This window comes from Oceanisphaera pacifica (assembly GCF_017498065.1).
Taxonomy (GTDB): domain Bacteria; phylum Pseudomonadota; class Gammaproteobacteria; order Enterobacterales; family Aeromonadaceae; genus Oceanimonas; species Oceanimonas pacifica.
Window position 1 is genome coordinate 26,903 of sequence record NZ_JAGDFX010000010.1, and the last position, 17,173, is coordinate 44,075.

Sequence of the window (17,173 nt, forward strand, 5' to 3'; positions counted from 1 at the left end):
CTATGACCCCTGCCATTTTGTTTTTAGAAAAACAAAAAGCGGCTTTTACGCTGCATCAGTATGACTGTACCGCCCATGATGATTTTGGTGCTCATGCTGCTACCCAATTACAAATACCCTTAGAGCAGGTGTTTAAAACGCTGCTCACCGAAGGCGAACAAGGTGCTGTCGTCGCATTAGTGCCGTCGTCTAGCAAAGTAAACTTAAAACGCTTAGCCAAGGCCGCAGGTGTAAAGAAGCTAGAGATGATGCCGCCCACCAAAGCCGAGCGCTTAACGGGTTATAAGATAGGTGGCATTAGTCCGTTTGCGCAAAAGAAACGGCTCACCACTGTCGTAGATGCCTCGGCGCAATTACATGCTGAGATCTTGGTTTCTGGGGGTAAACGTGGTTTATCTTTAGGGGTAACGGCTGACTTGCTACACAGCTTACTCAATGCGGCAATAGCTGATATCACTTAACACAGTCAGCAAGCACAGCCTAACAGCCCTACTTTGTTACTCAGCTCAATCGTGGGTGCTAACCCCCACTTTCAGCCTATATTGTTAACAATAAATTGACAGTTATCAGCTTTTCTAATAGCTTGAAATGGTGAAATAAAACGTTTATTTACCGTTACTTACATAGTAACTTCGTATAAAAGCAACACTTCTTTGGCCTCGAGTGTAAGAGAGGTGTTAACTAACCTTATGGAAGGGGTAAGTCAGTATGAAAAAGAATATGGCCTTATTAAGCTTGGTTGCGGCTCTGGGTTTAACTGCTTGTGACAAGCCAGAGAACCAAACGGCTGGCAGCACGGCAGATGCAGAAAATAAAGTATATAACGTAGGGGTAGATAATACCTATCCACCGTTTGAATTTACCCAAGAAGGGCAGCTGGTCGGTATCGACGTTGACTTGATTAACGCCATTGCTAAAGACCAAGGCTTTAATATTAATATCGAGCAAATGGACTTTTCTGGCATCATTCCTGCTATGCAGGCCGGTATGTTAGATATAGGTATGGGTGGTATGAGTATTACGGATAAACGTAAAGAAACCGTAGATTTCTCAGATCCTTACTTTGCAGCTGGCGTGTCACTCGTAGTCGCAGATGATAACCAAAACATTACAAGTTTGAGCGATCTATCAGATAAAAAAGTCGTCGTTAAAAACGGGACTGTCGGTGCCTCTTTTGCCGATAAAAATACCGAAGAGTACGGTTATAGTATTATTCAGGTAAGCGATAGTGCTTCTATGTTTCAGGAAGTCACTAATGGTACCGCCGATGCGCTAATGGAAGATTACCCAGTGATCAGTTACGCCATTGCCACTGGTGGACTAGAGCTTAAAACCGTAGGTGAGCGACTCACGGGTGATGACTACGGCATTTCAGTATTAAAAGATAAAAATGACGAACTGTTAAACATGATTAATGATGGCTTAGCCAACTTAAAAGAAAGTGGCGAATACGATAAAATCATGAATACTTATTTAGATTAAGCAGTCACTAGAAGTCGTTAACTATTAAGTGAAATTTATACTTCTAGTTAACGACTTTTTATAAAAATCTTTTTAAGGACTTAAATATGGATGTCGTCATTGAAGCTCTGCCCTACCTATGGCAAGGGCTACTTGTTACTCTTAAAGTGTTCCTTATTGCTATTATTCTTGGGTTTGGCATTGGACTCATACTCGCTTTATTGCGCCTCTCCCCATTAAAACCTTTAACTTGGATTGCTAAAATATTTGTCGACATCATCCGTGGTACGCCTATTTTAGTACAATTATTCTTTATTTATTTTGGTTTAAACTCATTAGATTTTATCAACCTCAATCGTGAAGCTGCGGGTATTTTTACCGTTGCTATTAATGCCGGAGCTTATTATTCTGAAATAATTAGGGCTGGTATCCAATCTCTAGATAAAGGTCAAAATGAAGCGGGCCGATCACTTGGCTTAACCAGTGGTCAAAGTATGCGCTATATCATTTTGCCTCAGTCTTTTCGCCGTATGCTGCCTGCGTTTACCAATCAGGCTATTATTAGTTTAAAAGATACTTCTTTGTTATCCGTTATTGGTATCGCCGACCTTACTCAAAAAGGGCAAGTACAAATTGCAGCCTCCTTTAAAGCGTTTGAGATTTGGATTGCGGTGGGAGCCATATATTTTATAATTATTTACTTACTCTCTTTATTATCTAGCTACCTAGAGCGGAGATGTCAGCTGCCATGAGCATGATTAAAGTTAACAATTTAAGAAAGTCCTTTGGAGATAACAAAGTCCTAAAGGGCATATCAATTGATATTTCTGAAAAAGAAGTCGTCTGTGTTATTGGTGCATCAGGCTCAGGGAAAAGTACCTTTTTACGCTGTTTGAACAACCTAGATGAGATCACTTCTGGCCAAGTTATTATTGATGGAAAAAACATTACCGACAAAGACACTGACATCAACAAAGTACGTCAAGAAGTGGGTATGGTATTTCAGCACTTTAATTTATTTCCTCATAAAACCGTACTGGGTAATATTACCTTGGCTCCTATTAAAGCGAGAGGGACTTCTAAAGCCGCGGCTAAAAAAGTAGCACTCGCGTTATTAGCCAAGGTCGGTCTTTCTGACAAAGCCAATTCGTACCCAGGAGAGTTGTCTGGTGGGCAAAAACAACGGGTAGCGATTGCTCGCGCCTTAGCTATGAGTCCAAAAATTATGCTATTTGATGAGCCCACCTCGGCACTAGATCCAGAGATGGTGGGTGAGGTGTTAGCTGTTATGAAACAACTTGCACAAGAAGGGATGACCATGGTGGTGGTCACTCATGAAATGGGGTTTGCGCGTGAAGTGAGCGATCGTGTTGTGTTTATCCATCAAGGTCACATCCTCGAAGAAAATACGCCAGATGCCTTATTCAATCACCCTGCAGAGCCCAGAACTCAGGAATTTTTAAGCAAAGTACTCTAAGGTAAGGTGGCTATCACATGACAATATCGTGATGGCTGCTACCTGCAACAAACCCTTGGCGACTTTCTATACGCCACCACGCCCAAGCCAGCGTAATACCTCGCGCTAACATAAAGCAGCTCATGGCTAGCCACAGACCATGGTTACCCAGAGATTGAGCAATAAACCACACCGGAAAAAACACGCCAAAGGTCGAGGCCAACATCATATCGCGCATATCAGCCCCTCGGGTAGTGCCGATAAAAATACCGTCTAAAATAAAGCACCAGCAAGCCGCCACTGGCATCAGCATAAGCCAAGGAAGATACAGCAGAGCCTGTTCTTGCACCTCGGGAATACTGGTAATAAGCTGGATCAGTGTCGAGCCAAATACGCTAAAGATCAGCACAAACACCAGCGCCACTATCAAGCCCCAAAACACGTTAAGGGCACAGGCGAGGCGAAACTCTGCGCGATTACGCGCTCCCACCGCTTTACCTACCATGGCTTCTACCGCATAGGCAAAGCCATCTAGGCCAAACGAAATAAACATTAAAAAGTTCATTAGTACCGCATTCGCCGCTAGCACTTCATCCCCTAGGCGTGCGCCCTGAAAGGTTATAAACGCAAAGGTCAGCTGCAAGCAGAGTGCCCGAATAAAAATATCTCGATTAAGGCCTAACAACTTTTTAAAAGCGGAGAGCTGTAAAGTTCGCTGCCAAAAACCTGCTTGGGGCCAACACGCTCGTTGTTGTAAGGTGCGCCATACTAACCAAGCTCCCAGTGCCGTGGCTAAGTAATCCGCCAACACAGAGGCCGCCGCAGCGCCTTGTACCTGCCAGCCAAGCCCCAATACAAACCAGATATCGAGTAAGATATTGGCGCCATTGCCTAAAATAAGCAGCAACATAGGGGCACGGGCATTTTGATTACCCAACAACCAGCCAAGCAACACTAAATTAGTTAACGCCGCCGGTGCACTCCAAATTCTGACCGAAACATATTCACGACCATATATTTGCACTTCATTACTGCCCCCCACTAGCCAAAAGGCCAAGTCGGTGATGGGTGTTTGCAGTAATAAAATGGCCAACGCCAGTATCGCGGCTAGTAAGCAGCCGCGCACCAGCACTTGCAATAATCGCTCATTATCTTTTGCGCCTACTGCTTGGGCAGCAAGACCGGTAGTCGACATTCGCAAAAAGCCCAATAACCAAAAGATAAGGCTAATAATGGTGGCCCCAACGGCGACCCCCCCTAAATAATAGGCATGTTCTAAGTGACCAATAACAACCGTATCAACCAAGCCAAGCAAGGGCACGGTAATATTAGACAACACCATAGGCATGGCCAGTGCAAACACCTGACGGTGGCGACTGGCATTAAAAAAGGAGGACCACATCATGAGTTTAATCGCGCCAGCGCGCCACTATGGCGGAGAAATTTTTGACCAACTCAGGGCCATTTACTAATGGCATTTCACTGGCTTCATCAAAATCGGGCCTAAAAGAAGCATGTAGCTGCCCTTTCGGGTTAACCAAAGCGATAGAGGCTGAGTGGTCTACTAAATAATTAGTCGCCTCACGGTCGAAAATACCGTAGATCAGTCCTAACTGTTGTACTGCCGGCATAAGCTGTTCATGCTCTGCAGTAACCGCAATAAAATTAGGGTTAAAATATTCAGTATAGGTTTTAAGCCGCTCGGGCGTATCTCGGGCAGGATCGGCAGACACAAACACCACCTGTGTTTTATCGCTGATGGCAATAAGCTCAGGATAAATCTGTGCTAGATCTGACAAGGTGGTAGGACAAATATCTGGGCAAAAAGTATAGCCAACAAACACTAGGCTCCATTTATCTTTAAAGTCTTGCTCGCTAAAGGGCTGTTTACTCGCGTTAACAAGTGTAAACCCTTCAAGCCCTTGAGGCTCGGCATACACCACCACCGCATCGGTTAGATTATTCTTTTTATCTGAATACCAAAAACCACCACTCACCGAGCCTAGCACCACCAAGGCAATGGCCAGCCCCCAAATCCATTTGCTTGTTTTCGTCATCATTTACCTCAACTATCACAAATAGCAATACCCGCTGCTATATACAGTGCGCTAACTTACAGTAACCGCATTGTAGAGTGCTTTATGCAGAAGATCTAAACTTACCGTGACAGTACGGGTGGTGGATAGCCATATTAACGATGTAGGCAATTGATTAAGATAAACCAACAGGCAGCTGTGCCACCGCCTTTAACTGCAGGCAGCTTAAAAATCGGCGTTGCGGATCACGCCCACCGCCAAACCTTCAATAATCAATTCTTGATGGCGCAAGTCAACTTCAATAGGCGATAACTCTTCGTTTTCTGGCAACAGGCTGACTTTGCTACCTTTGCGCTGAAAACGCTTAACCGTGACTTCATCGTCTAAACGAGCAATCACCACTTGGCCATTACGCACTTCTTGGGTTTTATGTACCGCCAATAAGTCGCCATCCATAATGCCAATATTTTTCATACTCATACCCTGCACGCGCAGCAAAAAGTCGGCCGCAGGATGAAACAAGCTAGGATCAAGCTGATAGTGACTTTCTATATGCTGCTGCGCCAAAATAGGCTCGCCCGCAGCAACACGGCCAATTAGGGGTAAGCCGTCTTCTTCTTGCTCTACTTCTTCAACTAATCGAATACCGCGAGACGTGCCTGGCATAATAGTGATCACGCCCTTTTTAGCTAAGGCTTTTAAGTGCTCTTCAGCGGCATTGGCCGATTTGAAACCTAGAGTACGCGCAATTTCAGCTCGAGTGGGGGGCATACCGGTTTGCTGGATATGCTCTTTCACAATATCCAAAACCTGTGACTGACGTGGAGTAAGGGCTTTCATAACACACCTGTTTATTTATACAGCTAACTGTCAGTATATCCAGTAAATTCAACAGAGCAAGCACAAAATGTGGCGTTAAGGTGGGTCAAGACAGCAGAGGTCGGATCTGATAATCTTGCCGCCGCATTAATATTGGGGTTTTCGCTGTATGATTTTCGGTTCTTCTTTTGCTCGCCGCCTACTGCGGCCAATGATGTCTGTGTTAGTCAACCATAAAAGCTTGCCTGCGGATCCTGTAGCAGAGTTGACGATAAACCTTGACCAACCCATGGTTTATATCTTAAAAACCGCTTCTATTTCAGACTTACTCACTTTAGAGCTTTGTTGTGCAAAGTTAAAGCTGCCTAGCCCCTTTTCGCCTTTAATCATCAACAACACCGCACAACCTAGAGTGATCTGTTTAGATAAGCCAGCAAGCTTAGCTCGCCGAACGCGCAGCGCCACGCCTTATTTAGCTGAATTTAATCAGTTATTAGCTGCCCAAGAGCAAAGCACACCCCCCATTCAGCTGATACCCGTAAGCTTGTTCTGGGGCCGAGCGCCGGGTCGGGAAGGCGACGCTGCTTCATCACTCAGCATTACCCGCAGTCGCTCCCCTAACGCCTTGCGCAAAGCATGCATTGTGCTGTTAAAAGGCCGAGAAAACCGAGTTCGTTTTAGTGCGCCCCTATTACTGCCCGAACTAAAAGAGCGCTCGGCGACCGATCCTAAACTTGCCCATAAACTGGCTCGCATTGCCCGCATTCATTTTAGCCGCCAACGACTCGCGGCAACGGGCCCTAAATTGCCCAATAGAGAATTATTGCTCAAGCAATTATTAGCAACCGAGGGAGTCGTGAATGCCATTGCCCAACATAGCGAGCAGCAACAACAAGATATAGCCCTGTCGCGACGCAAGGCACAGGCATATATGAACGAAATTGCCTCTAATTTCTCTTATCCACTGATTCGTTTTGGCGACCGACTGTTGGGCTGGCTATGGAACAAGTTATATCGGGGCTTATCAGTGACCGGTGCCGAGCGCGTGCGCCAGCTGGCACAAGATGGTCATGAATTAGTTTACTTACCTTGTCACCGTAGCCACATGGACTATTTGCTATTGTCTTATGTGATTTATCATCAAGGTATGGTGCCCCCCCATATTGCTGCTGGCATCAATTTAAACTTTTTTCCAGCAGGTCCTATATTTCGCCGTGGTGGGGCGTTTTTTATTCGCCGCACCTTTAAAGACAACAAGCTGTATGCCACCGTTTTTAAAGAGTACCTCAATTTATTATTTCAACGGGGCTATGCACTGGAGTATTTTGCCGAAGGCGGCCGTTCGCGTTCGGGGCGCTTATTACCGGCCAAGCCCGGCATGCTCTCTATGACACTAGATGCTGCCATGCACCATACCAAGCGCCCGATCACACTTATTCCGGTGTATTTAGGTTATGAGCATGTAATGGAAGTGAGCAGCTATCATAAAGAGCTGCAAGGGGGCAGTAAGCAAAAAGAAAACGCTTGGCAGTTATTCGGCATTATTCGTAAGTTACGTAATTTTGGCCGAGGCTTTGTTAACTTTGGCGAGCCTTTGCCCCTAGCCGACTGGCTAACCCAAGAAGACAATGCAAATCGTAGTGCTCGCGAATTAACGCCAACTCTTGCGCGAGAAGTCATGACCCGCATTAATGCCGCCGCCGCTGTTAATGGTTTAACACTCAGTGCAACCGCCCTGCTGACTTCAGACCGACAAGCACTAACGCGCCAGCAGCTACAACAACAAATACAGCTGTATTTAGATTACCTGCGCCGGTGCCCTTATAGCGCGCAGGTTATTATTCCGAGCCAAAACAGTGAGCAATTACTAGAGCAAGCACTAGAGTTAGGAAAATTTGAACAAGAAACCAATTCGTTAAGTGAAATCATTTACCTTAATCGACGACAATCTGTGCTGTTAAGCTATTATCGCAACAATATACTGCATTTATTTGCACTCCCTGCGCTAATTGCAACCTTAATAGAGCGCCACGAAGGCATAGTGAGCAGCGAGTTATTACGCCGCCTACAGCGTTTATACCCACTATTAAAAGCCGAGCTGTTTTTAAATGTGTCTATCGCAGAGCTACCTGCACAACTAGACACCCAACTGGCGGCTTTGTCGCAGTTAGGGTTAATTCAATTTCATCAGCAAGGCTGGTGGCTGGTGCCACAACAACAACTGCAACTGCTGTTATTAGCCCGCATTATTCGGCCCTCGCTACAGCGTTACAGTGTGGTGGTGGCATGTTTGGCCAATACAGAACAGACGGCATTAAGCTCACCAGAAACCTCAGACCAAGAGCCCGAGGTGCAAAGCTCTCGCCAGCAATTACAAACGCGCAGTCAGCAGCTGGCCGAGCACTTAGCCATGTTACATGGCATTCAAGCGCCCGAGCTATTTGATAAGACCTTGTTTAATATGTTAGCCAACGCATTGGCAGATGCCGGTTATGGGTATGAAACTCAAACTGAACAAGAGGAGCTAGCACAGCTTGGCTGCGCCCTATATCCGCTACTTCCCAGCGCCGTCCGCCGAAGTTTGCAGGGCTAAGAGAATGGCACCGGCCGGTGTTTAGCTTTCTCTTAACGCAAAAAAGGGGTCGGAGTCATTTTCCCGTAGAGAAAATGACTCCGACCCCTTTTTACAATCTTAAGCTGGGCGCTTGGCGCTGTTCCTCAGCCTTACAATAAAGTCAGCACTATGCCGATAAATACCAACATGCCAACGAAGTTGTTATTTAAAAAAGCGCTAAAGCATGGCATGCGCTCTCGGTCACGAATAAGGCGTTGCTGATAAACAAACAAGCCCGCACACGCCAGCAAGCTCCAGTAAAACAAAGAGCCCAATGCAAAGGTTACTCCTGCAGCCACTAATAATACTAACGTGGCTAACTGCAACAACCCCACCACTAATTTATCTCGCTGACCAAATAAAATGGCAGTCGACTTCACGCCAATACGCAAATCATCATCACGATCGACCATGGCATACATAGTATCGTAAGCAATGGTCCAGGTTAAATTGGCGGCAAATAACAGCCATAATCCTGGTGGCAAACTATTACTTTGTGCAGCAAACGCCATAGGAATCGCCCAAGAAAAGGCAATCCCTAAAAATAATTGCGGCAAGTGGGTGTAACGCTTCATAAATGGATATAAGGCCGCCCAACCTAATCCCGCCACAGATAACTTAATAGTCAGACTGTTCGTTGTTAATACCAATAAAAAAGAGATAAGTACTAATAGCGCAAAAAAGCCCAGCGCTTGACGCTCGGTAAGCTCCCCTGTAGGTAAAGGGCGTGCCACAGTACGCTTAACGTGACCATCAATATGGCGGTCAGCATAGTCATTAATCACACAACCAGCGGAGCGCATCGCAAAGACACCCACCACAAACACCAGCAATATCCATAGCGATGGCTGGCCATTACCCGCTATCCATACTGCCCATAAGGTTGGCCATAATAACAATAAGGTACCAATAGGTTTGTCGAGTCTGGCTAGCGCCATATACGCACGCCAACGTGGGCGAGTTACAGTCGGTGTACTGGTCATAAGAATCTCTACTTATTCTTTATTGAGTGATGTATATAAAGCGTGGTTGGGGTTAGCTGAAGGCAAAAATAATTCACTCACAAGCACAGCCGCCTCAGGCGTCGCTAATACTGAGCGCCTGGCCCAAGGTAAGCCAGTCACATTGCCGGCTAATAACTGAGATAACAATACGTGTAGCTCGGCTGTGGGCTGTGCGCCTGATGTAAGACGCTGGTTGAGTTGTTGGCACTGCCCTACAGTCAGCCTGGCAAACTCAAACTCACTACGCGTAAGCAAAGGATGCTCAAACAGTAACTCCCCTAAGGCGCTATCTCCAAGCCCCCCCAAGGCGGGCACGGCACTAAGGGCTGCCGGTGAATATAAAGAGTTGGCGTATACCCAAGGCTGCTCATCACAAAGTAATAACACTTCTCTACAATACGCACGCTCAACACCTAACCAAGCCGCTTGATCTGCGGTTAACTTAACTTGTGCTGTATTAAGTAGCTGCACGCGAAAATGCTGGCAGTATTGACGTAAACGCTCGGTTAATGAGCCTCTATCTTGCAACCAATGATATAAGTGGGTTTTGGATTGTGCTTCCCCCTCCAAATCTGGCAAGCTAGTAGCCCAGCTCCAGTGAGCATCAGCTGGATAACTCATAGGGATGGCACACTATCAATCTGGATATATTGACCGTTTAATTGCCAGTTTGCTCTAAAAAAACACATATTCACTTGACCAACCCGCTGTTTGTTTAAACAATACCCACTCTTATTTTGCTAGCAAGGCTTATTCATGTTTCGCTTACTCGCTCTGTGCCTCTTATTGGCTGTTGGAACGCTCCATGCACAAGAAGAAGAGCCCCAAGGGCCTTTATATTACACCATAGAGCCAGACATTATTACCAACTATCAAAACTCAGGGCAATCCTTAGGGTATGTTCGGGTATCTATCGATTTAATGCTAGAAAGTGCTGATAAAATGCCTCTGGTCGAGCAACATATTCCACTGCTGCGTGATGCGATAAACAACTTATTAGCAGAGCAAAATAGACAGGAAATTCGTTCACTAGCGGTGCGTAACCAAATAGCAAAATTAGGGCTAGAAAGGTTGAATGACTTATTACTCAAAGAAACCGGTGACACACCCATTCGCCGTTTAATGTTCACCAAGTTTCTGTATCAATAAGCATTATATTATCGGGTAAATGCTGTTAGCGAACCGCTTTAGTGCGGTCTAACCACGCCTGTATTAAGCCAATCACACCCCCACCTAAATGGGCCAAGTTAGCCACAGGCCCTAATACACCCGCAAAGCCTAACACTAGCCATACCACCATGATCACCGCCATGCCGTCGGGTAAGCTAATACCGCCCGCAGGATTCAGCCGGCCAGATAACCACACATAGGCCAGCAGGGCATATACCACGCCAGACAAGCCGCCAAAGTAAGGCCCACTAACTAAAAACTGCATAATATTGGGCAGTAATGACGCCACTAAAAGCAACAAGAGCAATTTACCATGCCCTCGCTGACGCTCCACCATGCTGGCCAAGTACCACCACCAAAACAGATTAAAGACCAAGTGCATCAGCGAAAAATGCAATAAGGCAGGCGTAAAGCCGCGCCAAATATCAGCGCCTAATAACAAAGAAAGCTGTGGTACAAACGACAACCACTGAACTACCGGAAGATCGACTTGGCTTAAGCCATAAATCAGCAAACAGGCCACCAATATCAGCATATTGACGGGGCCCGTGCGCGCCAGAAAATTACTCAGCAAGCCTGATGGTGAGGCCCCCTTAGTAAACTGCACATCAGTATTACCTTGTCGCCATGCAGCGGCTTGATAGCGAGGGTGCAAAGGCTCGGCAATAAAGCGCTTTATCTCGGGCTCGGCCTTTGGCCACTGCGCCTCATCCACCAGCCAAACCGTCACATTGTGTTGGTCATCTAAGGTTAGCTCACACTTTAACCCCAGATCCGTCAGGTAGTCGACCAACGACTGAGCACGGCGCGGATCATCGAGCACCAGCAGCCGTTTCATTACTGACTCACCACAGGCTGAGTACGACGCCAAGCTTCAAAGCCACCGTCTAGGCTATACACTTCTTCAAAGCCCTGATTAATCAGATATTGGGCCGCACCTTGGCTACTTACCCCGTGATAGCACATCACAATAATCGGCGTGTCGTATTCCACCTCATTGGTAAACTCAACTAGGGTGTCGTTGGTTAAGTGAAATGAGTGCTCAACGCGCGCTTGGGCAAAAGATTGTGGGTCTCGAGTATCCACTAACCGAGCCTGACCTTCAGCCAACAAAGCATCGGCATCGGCCACAGAAATATGGGCAAACTGTTCCATGAGTGACTCCTTACATATATTTAGGGCAGTTTAAACATAAAAGGGGTCGGAGTCATTTAACGTAAAGCACAAAAATGGCTCCGACCCCATTTTATGGGTACTGCGCTCGGTGACTCTCCACAAAGCCAGTAATAGCGCCATTACCCCCTTACTGCACACCGGCGTGCACTGCGCAAAGCAGAAAGGGGTCGGAGACATTTAATGTAAAGTGCTAAAATGACTCCGACCCCTTTTTATATATGTTAGGTCCAATCGAGGATGACTTTGCCCGATTGGCCCGAGCGCATGGTGTCGAAACCTTGTTGAAAGTCATCTACCTTGAAGTGATGCGTCACCATGGGGCTTAAGTCGAGGCCAGATTGAATTAGGCTGGCCATTTTGTACCAGGTTTCAAACATTTCTCGACCATACACGCCCTTGATTACCAAGCCTTTAAAGATCACCTGCGTCCAATCCATCGCCATATCTGCCGGCGGAATACCCAACATCGCCACTTTACCGCCGTGATTCATATTAATCAGCATGTCATTAAAGGCCGCGGGTACACCAGACATCTCTAGCCCCACATCAAAGCCCTCTGTCATGCCAAGCTCAGTCATCACCTCAGTCAGTGACTGTTCAGCCACATTAACTGCACGCGTAACCCCCATTTGCCGTGCCAGATCGAGGCGGTATTCGTTTACATCGGTGATCACCACGTGGCGTGCCCCCACATGGCGAGCCACGGCGGCGGCCATAATACCAATCGGACCCGCCCCCGTTATAAGTACATCTTCGCCCACTAAATCAAACGACAGTGCGGTGTGCACCGCATTACCAAAGGGGTCAAAAATAGCCGCTAAATCGTCGGTGACTTCATCGGGCAACTTAAAAGCATTAAAAGCGGGGATCACCAAATACTCGGCAAAAGCACCAGCGCGATTTACACCCACGCCCACAGTATTACGGCATAAATGGGTACGACCCGCGCGACAGTTACGACAATGACCACAGGTAATATGCCCCTCGCCCGAAACGCGATCGCCAATGGTAAAGCCACGCACTTCTTGGCCTACGGCAACCACTTCCCCCACATATTCGTGGCCCACCACCATAGGCACCGGAATGGTATTTTGTGACCACTCATCCCAGTTATAAATATGAATATCGGTACCACAAATAGCGGTTTTACGAATTTTAATTAATAAATCATTATGGCCAAGCTCCGGCTCAGGCACATCTGTCATCCAAATGCCGGGTTCTGCTTTTAATTTCGCTAATGCTTTCATTATTCTGCTCCTTAAATGACACCCAGCTCTTTGCCCACAGCAGTAAAGGCAGCAATGGCTTTATCTAATTGCTCACGGCTGTGTGCCGCCGACATTTGGGTACGAATACGCGCCTGATCTTTAGGCACCACCGGAAAAGAAAAACCAATCACATAAATACCGCGTTCTAACAGCTTATCGGACATTTGTGCCGCCAAGGCTGCATCACCCAACATCACCGGAATAATGGCATGATCTGCACCACCTAAAGTAAAACCAGCCGCGCTCATTTGCTCACGGAAATAGCGGCTGTTTTCCCGCACTTTTTCTCGTAAATCGCTGCCATTTTTCAGCATTTCAAGCACTTTAATAGAAGCCGAGACAATGGCCGGCGCCAGTGAATTAGAAAACAAGTAAGGCCGTGAGCGTTGGCGTAACCAGTCAATAATTTCTTTTTTGCCCGAGGTATAACCCCCAGACGCCCCGCCTAAGGCTTTACCCAGAGTGCCGGTAATAATATCCACCCTGTCCATAACACCACAAAACTCAGGCGTGCCGCGCCCTTGCTCGCCCACAAAGCCTACGGCATGAGAGTCATCCACCATCACCATGGCGTCATAACGATCAGCTAAATCACAAATTGCGCTTAAGTTAGCAATTACGCCATCCATCGAAAACACACCGTCGGTGGCAATCAATTTAAAACGGGCGCCGTCTGCTTCTGCTTGCTGTAACTGCGCCTCTAACTCGGCCATATCATTATTGGCATAGCGATAGCGCTTCGCCTTACACAAACGTACGCCATCAATAATAGAGGCATGGTTTAATGCATCAGAAATAATGGCATCTTCTGGGCCTAACAGGGTTTCAAATAAACCGGTATTAGCATCAAAGCAAGAGGTATAAAGGATGGTGTCTTCCATCCCTAAAAAGGAGGATAAGTCAGCTTCTAAGCGCTTATGTAAGTCTTGGGTGCCGCAAATAAAGCGCACCGAAGCCACGCCAAAGCCATGGCTATTTAGCCCATCTTGCGCCGCTTGTATCAGTGTAGGGTGATTAGCCAGCCCTAAGTAGTTGTTGGCACAAAAGTTAATCACTTCGTGCTCGCCAACCGTAATTGCCGCACTTTGTGCCGAGCTAATAATGCGCTCTTGCTTAAAGAGCCCTTGTGCTTTGGTTTGTGCTAATTGTTCGGATAAATAAGCATAAAATGCCGCTGACATAGTGAACTCCCGTGACCAATCTGGCTAAATGAGCATTAACCAGTTCATTTTACTTACTTATAACGGGAAATTCACATTATATTCCACTATCAGCTGCTATTTGTGAAAGGGATCACTAGGTGTGGCCGCCAGCGCCTGATAATGTGCCATCAAATTAGCCAGCTCGCTCCCATGCTCTAAGTGAAAATACGGCTTAAGAACCAATAATACACGGGACACTCCTTTATAGAGTACCGACTGACTAATTTTTGGATTAAGCGATTGTGCTGACTGATAGCTTACCCAAAATGACACCAGCATCTTCAACACTTCGGTAAGATCATCAACTTCATCATCTGGGATCATCAATACTTGCTGCCGATTAAGCTCTCGTAACAATAACTGCAAGTTAATGGTCAGCTCTTGTTGCACTTCAAGGTATTGACGATGTAGTTCGCTGTCGCGTTGCAAAATATCGTTTAAATTGGCATAAAAGAAGCGAAACTCCCACATTACGTAGAAAATGGCATCTAAATAATGGATCCACACTGCTGAGCTAGCAGGCCCCTCAATAGGAGTAAAGCTCTGACGTAAATGGTCGCGATATTGCAAAAAAATGCAGTGAATAATGTCGTTTTTATTACGAAAATGATAATAGAGATTACCAGGGCTAATCCCTAAGTTAGCAGCAATATGATTAGTGGTCACATTGGCTTCACCCTGTTCATTAAAAAGTAACAGAGCAGCAGAGATGATACGTTCCTTCGTTTTCATCGGCATCACCAAATACGCTAAGTAATTTGTTGAGCATAACACAGCCTGCGGGATTAGTTTTCTCACGATTAAACATGGTAAACTAGCATTCATTATTTGCCGGAGCAGGTCCGGCCCACAAGAGGCATACAGCAATGATCATTGTAACTGGCGGCGCCGGCTTTATCGGCAGCAACATAGTCAAAACCCTCAACGACCAAGGGCGCACCGACGTAGTCGTAGTGGATGACCTTACCGATGGCACTAAGTTTGTGAACATAGCTGATCTCACCATTGCCGATTACCTCGACAAAGACGAGTTTTTACAACGCGTTTATTCTGGTGACGAGTTTGAAGAATGGGAAAGCGGCATAGAGGTGATTTTTCATGAAGGTGCTTGCTCATCCACCACAGAGTGGGATGGCAAGTTTATGATGGAAAATAACTACCAATATTCAAAAGACCTGCTGCACTACTGCATTGAGCGTGAAATTCCCTTTATCTATGCCTCTTCTGCCGCCACTTATGGCGGACGTAACGACAACTTTATTGAAGAGCCACAATATGAGCAGCCACTTAACGTGTACGGCTACTCTAAGCAACTGTTCGACCAATATGTGCGCCGTTTAATGCCCGAGATTAACTCACAAGTTGTTGGCTTAAAATACTTCAACGTATACGGCCCGCGTGAGCAACACAAAGGCGGCATGTCGAGCGTGGCCTATCACTTGAATACGCAGCTGCATAAAGGCGAAAACCCCAAATTGTTCGCCGGTTGCGACGGCTTTCCCGATGGCGGCCAAATGCGCGACTTCATCTATGTAGCCGATGTGTGCAAGGTCAACTTATGGTTTTGGGAAAATCCCGACGTTAGCGGTATTTTCAACTGCGGTACCGGCAATGCCGAACCTTTCCAAAACGTGGCCGAAGCCGTAATCAAACACCACAACAAAGGTGAAGTGGAATACATCCCCTTCCCTGAGCAGTTAAAAGGTCGCTACCAAAGCTTCACTCAAGCCGATTTAACCAAACTGCGCGCCGCCGGTTATCCCCACGAGTTTAAAACCGTGGCCGAAGGCACAGCAGAATATATGGCTTGGTTGAATAAATAAGGTTATATATGAATAATAATAGCCACTGTGTTGCCCATATCTGTCTTTCTAAAGGTTGGGGCGGCTTAGAAATGTATCCGGCTCGTGTAAGCAAGTATTTACCCGAACAAGGCTGGCAAGCGGTGGCTATCTGTCTGAAAGGCGGCAAAGTAGCACAATCTTTTCACAACGTAGAGTGTGATGTTTTTGAAGTCACTAGTCAGGCAAGTGCTTTTTTTAAGATCCGAAAACTCGTTAATTGGCTTAAAAATAACAATGTATCTGTGCTCCATTGCCACAAGTCAAGCGACTTACGGTTGGCAGCAATACTAAAAAAGTTAACAAATTGTCGCGTTATTTTTACTGAACATATGGGTGTAACTCGCCCGAAAAAAGATTTACTACACCGCTGGATATACAGTCATGTCGATCAAGTGCTGTCTATTAGCGATATAACCTTAGCTCGCAATATTAAAGCGCTTCCTGTCAAACCCGAAAAAATTAAACGTCTTTGGCTAGGAACAGAATTTAAAAAACCAGATCGATCTGTCAGCGATATCAAACAAGAACTTGAAATAGACCAACAACAACTAATTATTGGTTTACCTGGTCGACTCTGCCCAGGAAAAGGACATCAGGTGCTACTTGATGCCTTTAAATTATTACAAGATGATGATGACTTCAAAGATGCAAAGCTACTGATCGTTGGTGGACTAAGTGCAGAAGACGGCGCAGATGAAGCTTTTGTTAAAGAGCTAAAAAATAAAGTCGACGACTATCAGTTAAATGAAAAAGTTGTTTTTTCTGGCTTTCGTAATGATATGCCTAACCTGTTGGCGATCATGGATATTGTATGTATCCCTTCAAAAAATGAAGCTTTTGGTTTGACCGCTATTGAAGCAATGGCAGCAGGAAAGAAAATTGTGGTTGCTAACTCAGGAGCCTTACCAGAAATCATTGCTGATACGGGCTTGCTAGCATCTCCTGATTCTGCTGAAAGCTTCTCTCGTGCTATAAATAAAATCCAACAAGAGCATTATTATAATATAGCGAATTTAGCTCAGGAGAGAGCAAAAAAAACATTTACTATACATGTACATGTTAAAAAAATATCTGAGTTTTACAATAATACGCTTACCTCTGACACATAAATAATTTCATAATA

The 17,173-nt window shown here is 45.9% G+C and carries 18 protein-coding genes; 8 read left to right on the forward strand and 10 right to left on the reverse strand.

The features are described 5' to 3' along the window. The first annotated feature begins 2 nt into the window (after nt 1-2). The 4 genes from ybaK to J3U76_RS09530 all read left to right on the forward strand — a co-directional run bounded on the left by ybaK (nt 3) and on the right by J3U76_RS09530 (nt 2,938). Entirely contained in the window at nt 3-461 is a 459-nt protein-coding gene (gene ybaK / locus J3U76_RS09515; protein ID WP_208005744.1) for a Cys-tRNA(Pro) deacylase, read from the forward strand. Nucleotides 462-708: 247 nt separating this feature from the next. Further along, nucleotides 709-1,482: a transporter substrate-binding domain-containing protein gene (locus J3U76_RS09520; RefSeq protein ID WP_208005745.1), complete on the forward strand. Its 774-nt coding sequence runs from the start codon at nt 709-711 to the stop codon at nt 1,480-1,482. 86 nt (nt 1,483-1,568) lie between these two features. Beyond that, nucleotides 1,569-2,213, forward strand: coding sequence for an amino acid ABC transporter permease (locus J3U76_RS09525; RefSeq protein WP_208005746.1), 645 nt, complete (start codon nt 1,569-1,571; stop codon nt 2,211-2,213). 2 nt (nt 2,214-2,215) lie between these two features. After that, a complete protein-coding gene (locus tag J3U76_RS09530) occupies nt 2,216-2,938 on the forward strand; it encodes an amino acid ABC transporter ATP-binding protein (RefSeq protein WP_208005831.1) in 723 nt (240 codons plus the stop codon). A 13-nt stretch (nt 2,939-2,951) separates the two neighbouring features. Here J3U76_RS09530 and dinF read toward each other — a convergent pair whose 3' ends face one another. From dinF to lexA, 3 genes are all read right to left on the reverse strand, one after another. Beyond that, a complete protein-coding gene (gene dinF / locus J3U76_RS09535; protein ID WP_208005832.1) occupies nt 2,952-4,319 on the reverse strand; it encodes an MATE family efflux transporter DinF in 1,368 nt (455 codons plus the stop codon). A gap of 7 nt (nt 4,320-4,326) precedes the next feature. Further along, a complete protein-coding gene (locus J3U76_RS09540) occupies nt 4,327-4,977 on the reverse strand; it encodes an SCO family protein (protein ID WP_243454182.1) in 651 nt (216 codons plus the stop codon). A 201-nt stretch (nt 4,978-5,178) separates the two neighbouring features. Beyond that, nucleotides 5,179-5,793: a transcriptional repressor LexA gene (gene lexA, locus J3U76_RS09545; protein WP_208005747.1), complete on the reverse strand. Its 615-nt coding sequence runs from the start codon at nt 5,791-5,793 to the stop codon at nt 5,179-5,181. A gap of 148 nt (nt 5,794-5,941) precedes the next feature. Here lexA and plsB point away from each other — a divergent pair, with 148 nt between their 5' ends. Beyond that, nucleotides 5,942-8,365 (forward strand): glycerol-3-phosphate 1-O-acyltransferase PlsB, encoded by a 2,424-nt coding sequence (gene plsB / locus J3U76_RS09550; protein ID WP_208005748.1) that lies wholly within the window; start codon nt 5,942-5,944, stop codon nt 8,363-8,365. Between the two features lie 131 nt (nt 8,366-8,496). On the opposite strand, the gene ubiA is transcribed toward plsB, so the two are convergent. Both ubiA and J3U76_RS09560 read right to left on the reverse strand, forming a co-directional pair. Further along, nucleotides 8,497-9,369, reverse strand: a complete 873-nt coding sequence (ubiA, locus tag J3U76_RS09555; RefSeq protein WP_208005749.1) for a 4-hydroxybenzoate octaprenyltransferase — start codon at nt 9,367-9,369, stop codon at nt 8,497-8,499. 12 nt (nt 9,370-9,381) lie between these two features. Further along, the gene (locus J3U76_RS09560; RefSeq protein WP_243454183.1) at nt 9,382-10,011 is read right to left on the reverse strand and encodes a chorismate--pyruvate lyase family protein; all 630 of its coding nucleotides are present in this window, start codon (nt 10,009-10,011) and stop codon (nt 9,382-9,384) included. Between the two features lie 135 nt (nt 10,012-10,146). Here J3U76_RS09560 and J3U76_RS09565 point away from each other — a divergent pair, with 135 nt between their 5' ends. Beyond that, nucleotides 10,147-10,539 carry a flagellar basal body-associated FliL family protein gene (locus tag J3U76_RS09565; protein ID WP_208005750.1) on the forward strand — a complete coding sequence of 131 codons (393 nt, stop codon included), beginning with the start codon at nt 10,147-10,149 and terminating at the stop codon, nt 10,537-10,539. Between the two features lie 25 nt (nt 10,540-10,564). Here J3U76_RS09565 and glpG read toward each other — a convergent pair whose 3' ends face one another. From glpG to J3U76_RS09590, 5 genes are all read right to left on the reverse strand, one after another. Continuing rightward, nucleotides 10,565-11,398 (reverse strand): rhomboid family intramembrane serine protease GlpG, encoded by an 834-nt coding sequence (gene glpG / locus J3U76_RS09570; RefSeq protein WP_208005751.1) that lies wholly within the window; start codon nt 11,396-11,398, stop codon nt 10,565-10,567. Continuing rightward, nucleotides 11,398-11,715 (reverse strand): thiosulfate sulfurtransferase GlpE, encoded by a 318-nt coding sequence (glpE, locus tag J3U76_RS09575; protein ID WP_208005752.1) that lies wholly within the window; start codon nt 11,713-11,715, stop codon nt 11,398-11,400. Before glpE ends, glpG begins: the two co-directional genes overlap by 1 nt. A 242-nt stretch (nt 11,716-11,957) precedes the next feature. Continuing rightward, nucleotides 11,958-12,983 (reverse strand): L-threonine 3-dehydrogenase, encoded by a 1,026-nt coding sequence (gene tdh, locus J3U76_RS09580; RefSeq protein ID WP_208005753.1) that lies wholly within the window; start codon nt 12,981-12,983, stop codon nt 11,958-11,960. Nucleotides 12,984-12,994: 11 nt separating this feature from the next. Further along, nucleotides 12,995-14,185: a glycine C-acetyltransferase gene (locus tag J3U76_RS09585; RefSeq protein WP_208005754.1), complete on the reverse strand. Its 1,191-nt coding sequence runs from the start codon at nt 14,183-14,185 to the stop codon at nt 12,995-12,997. A 96-nt stretch (nt 14,186-14,281) separates the two neighbouring features. Then, nucleotides 14,282-14,938 carry a TetR/AcrR family transcriptional regulator gene (locus tag J3U76_RS09590; protein ID WP_208005755.1) on the reverse strand — a complete coding sequence of 219 codons (657 nt, stop codon included), beginning with the start codon at nt 14,936-14,938 and terminating at the stop codon, nt 14,282-14,284. Between the two features lie 134 nt (nt 14,939-15,072). On the opposite strand from J3U76_RS09590, the gene rfaD reads away from it, so the two are divergent. Both rfaD and J3U76_RS09600 read left to right on the forward strand, forming a co-directional pair. After that, nucleotides 15,073-16,029, forward strand: coding sequence for an ADP-glyceromanno-heptose 6-epimerase (gene rfaD, locus J3U76_RS09595; RefSeq protein ID WP_208005756.1), 957 nt, complete (start codon nt 15,073-15,075; stop codon nt 16,027-16,029). An 8-nt stretch (nt 16,030-16,037) separates the two neighbouring features. Next, a complete protein-coding gene (locus J3U76_RS09600; protein ID WP_208005757.1) occupies nt 16,038-17,159 on the forward strand; it encodes a glycosyltransferase family 4 protein in 1,122 nt (373 codons plus the stop codon). Nucleotides 17,160-17,173 lie beyond the last annotated feature (14 nt).

Coding starts and splice junctions, on each gene's coding strand:
- J3U76_RS09520 (WP_208005745.1), top strand. CDS start 709: ATGAAAAAGAATATGGCCTTATTAAGCTTGGTTGCGGCTCTGGGTTTA.
- plsB (WP_208005748.1), top strand. CDS start 5,942: ATGATTTTCGGTTCTTCTTTTGCTCGCCGCCTACTGCGGCCAATGATG.
- ybaK (WP_208005744.1), top strand. CDS start 3: ATGACCCCTGCCATTTTGTTTTTAGAAAAACAAAAAGCGGCTTTTACG.
- glpE (WP_208005752.1), bottom strand. CDS start 11,715: ATGGAACAGTTTGCCCATATTTCTGTGGCCGATGCCGATGCTTTGTTG.
- lexA (WP_208005747.1), bottom strand. CDS start 5,793: ATGAAAGCCCTTACTCCACGTCAGTCACAGGTTTTGGATATTGTGAAA.
- J3U76_RS09590 (WP_208005755.1), bottom strand. CDS start 14,938: ATGAAAACGAAGGAACGTATCATCTCTGCTGCTCTGTTACTTTTTAAT.
- tdh (WP_208005753.1), bottom strand. CDS start 12,983: ATGAAAGCATTAGCGAAATTAAAAGCAGAACCCGGCATTTGGATGACA.
- J3U76_RS09530 (WP_208005831.1), top strand. CDS start 2,216: ATGATTAAAGTTAACAATTTAAGAAAGTCCTTTGGAGATAACAAAGTC.
- J3U76_RS09560 (WP_243454183.1), bottom strand. CDS start 10,011: ATGAGTTATCCAGCTGATGCTCACTGGAGCTGGGCTACTAGCTTGCCA.
- J3U76_RS09525 (WP_208005746.1), top strand. CDS start 1,569: ATGGATGTCGTCATTGAAGCTCTGCCCTACCTATGGCAAGGGCTACTT.
- J3U76_RS09600 (WP_208005757.1), top strand. CDS start 16,038: ATGAATAATAATAGCCACTGTGTTGCCCATATCTGTCTTTCTAAAGGT.
- glpG (WP_208005751.1), bottom strand. CDS start 11,398: ATGAAACGGCTGCTGGTGCTCGATGATCCGCGCCGTGCTCAGTCGTTG.
- J3U76_RS09540 (WP_243454182.1), bottom strand. CDS start 4,977: ATGATGACGAAAACAAGCAAATGGATTTGGGGGCTGGCCATTGCCTTG.
- dinF (WP_208005832.1), bottom strand. CDS start 4,319: ATGTGGTCCTCCTTTTTTAATGCCAGTCGCCACCGTCAGGTGTTTGCA.
- ubiA (WP_208005749.1), bottom strand. CDS start 9,369: ATGACCAGTACACCGACTGTAACTCGCCCACGTTGGCGTGCGTATATG.
- J3U76_RS09565 (WP_208005750.1), top strand. CDS start 10,147: ATGTTTCGCTTACTCGCTCTGTGCCTCTTATTGGCTGTTGGAACGCTC.
- rfaD (WP_208005756.1), top strand. CDS start 15,073: ATGATCATTGTAACTGGCGGCGCCGGCTTTATCGGCAGCAACATAGTC.
- J3U76_RS09585 (WP_208005754.1), bottom strand. CDS start 14,185: ATGTCAGCGGCATTTTATGCTTATTTATCCGAACAATTAGCACAAACC.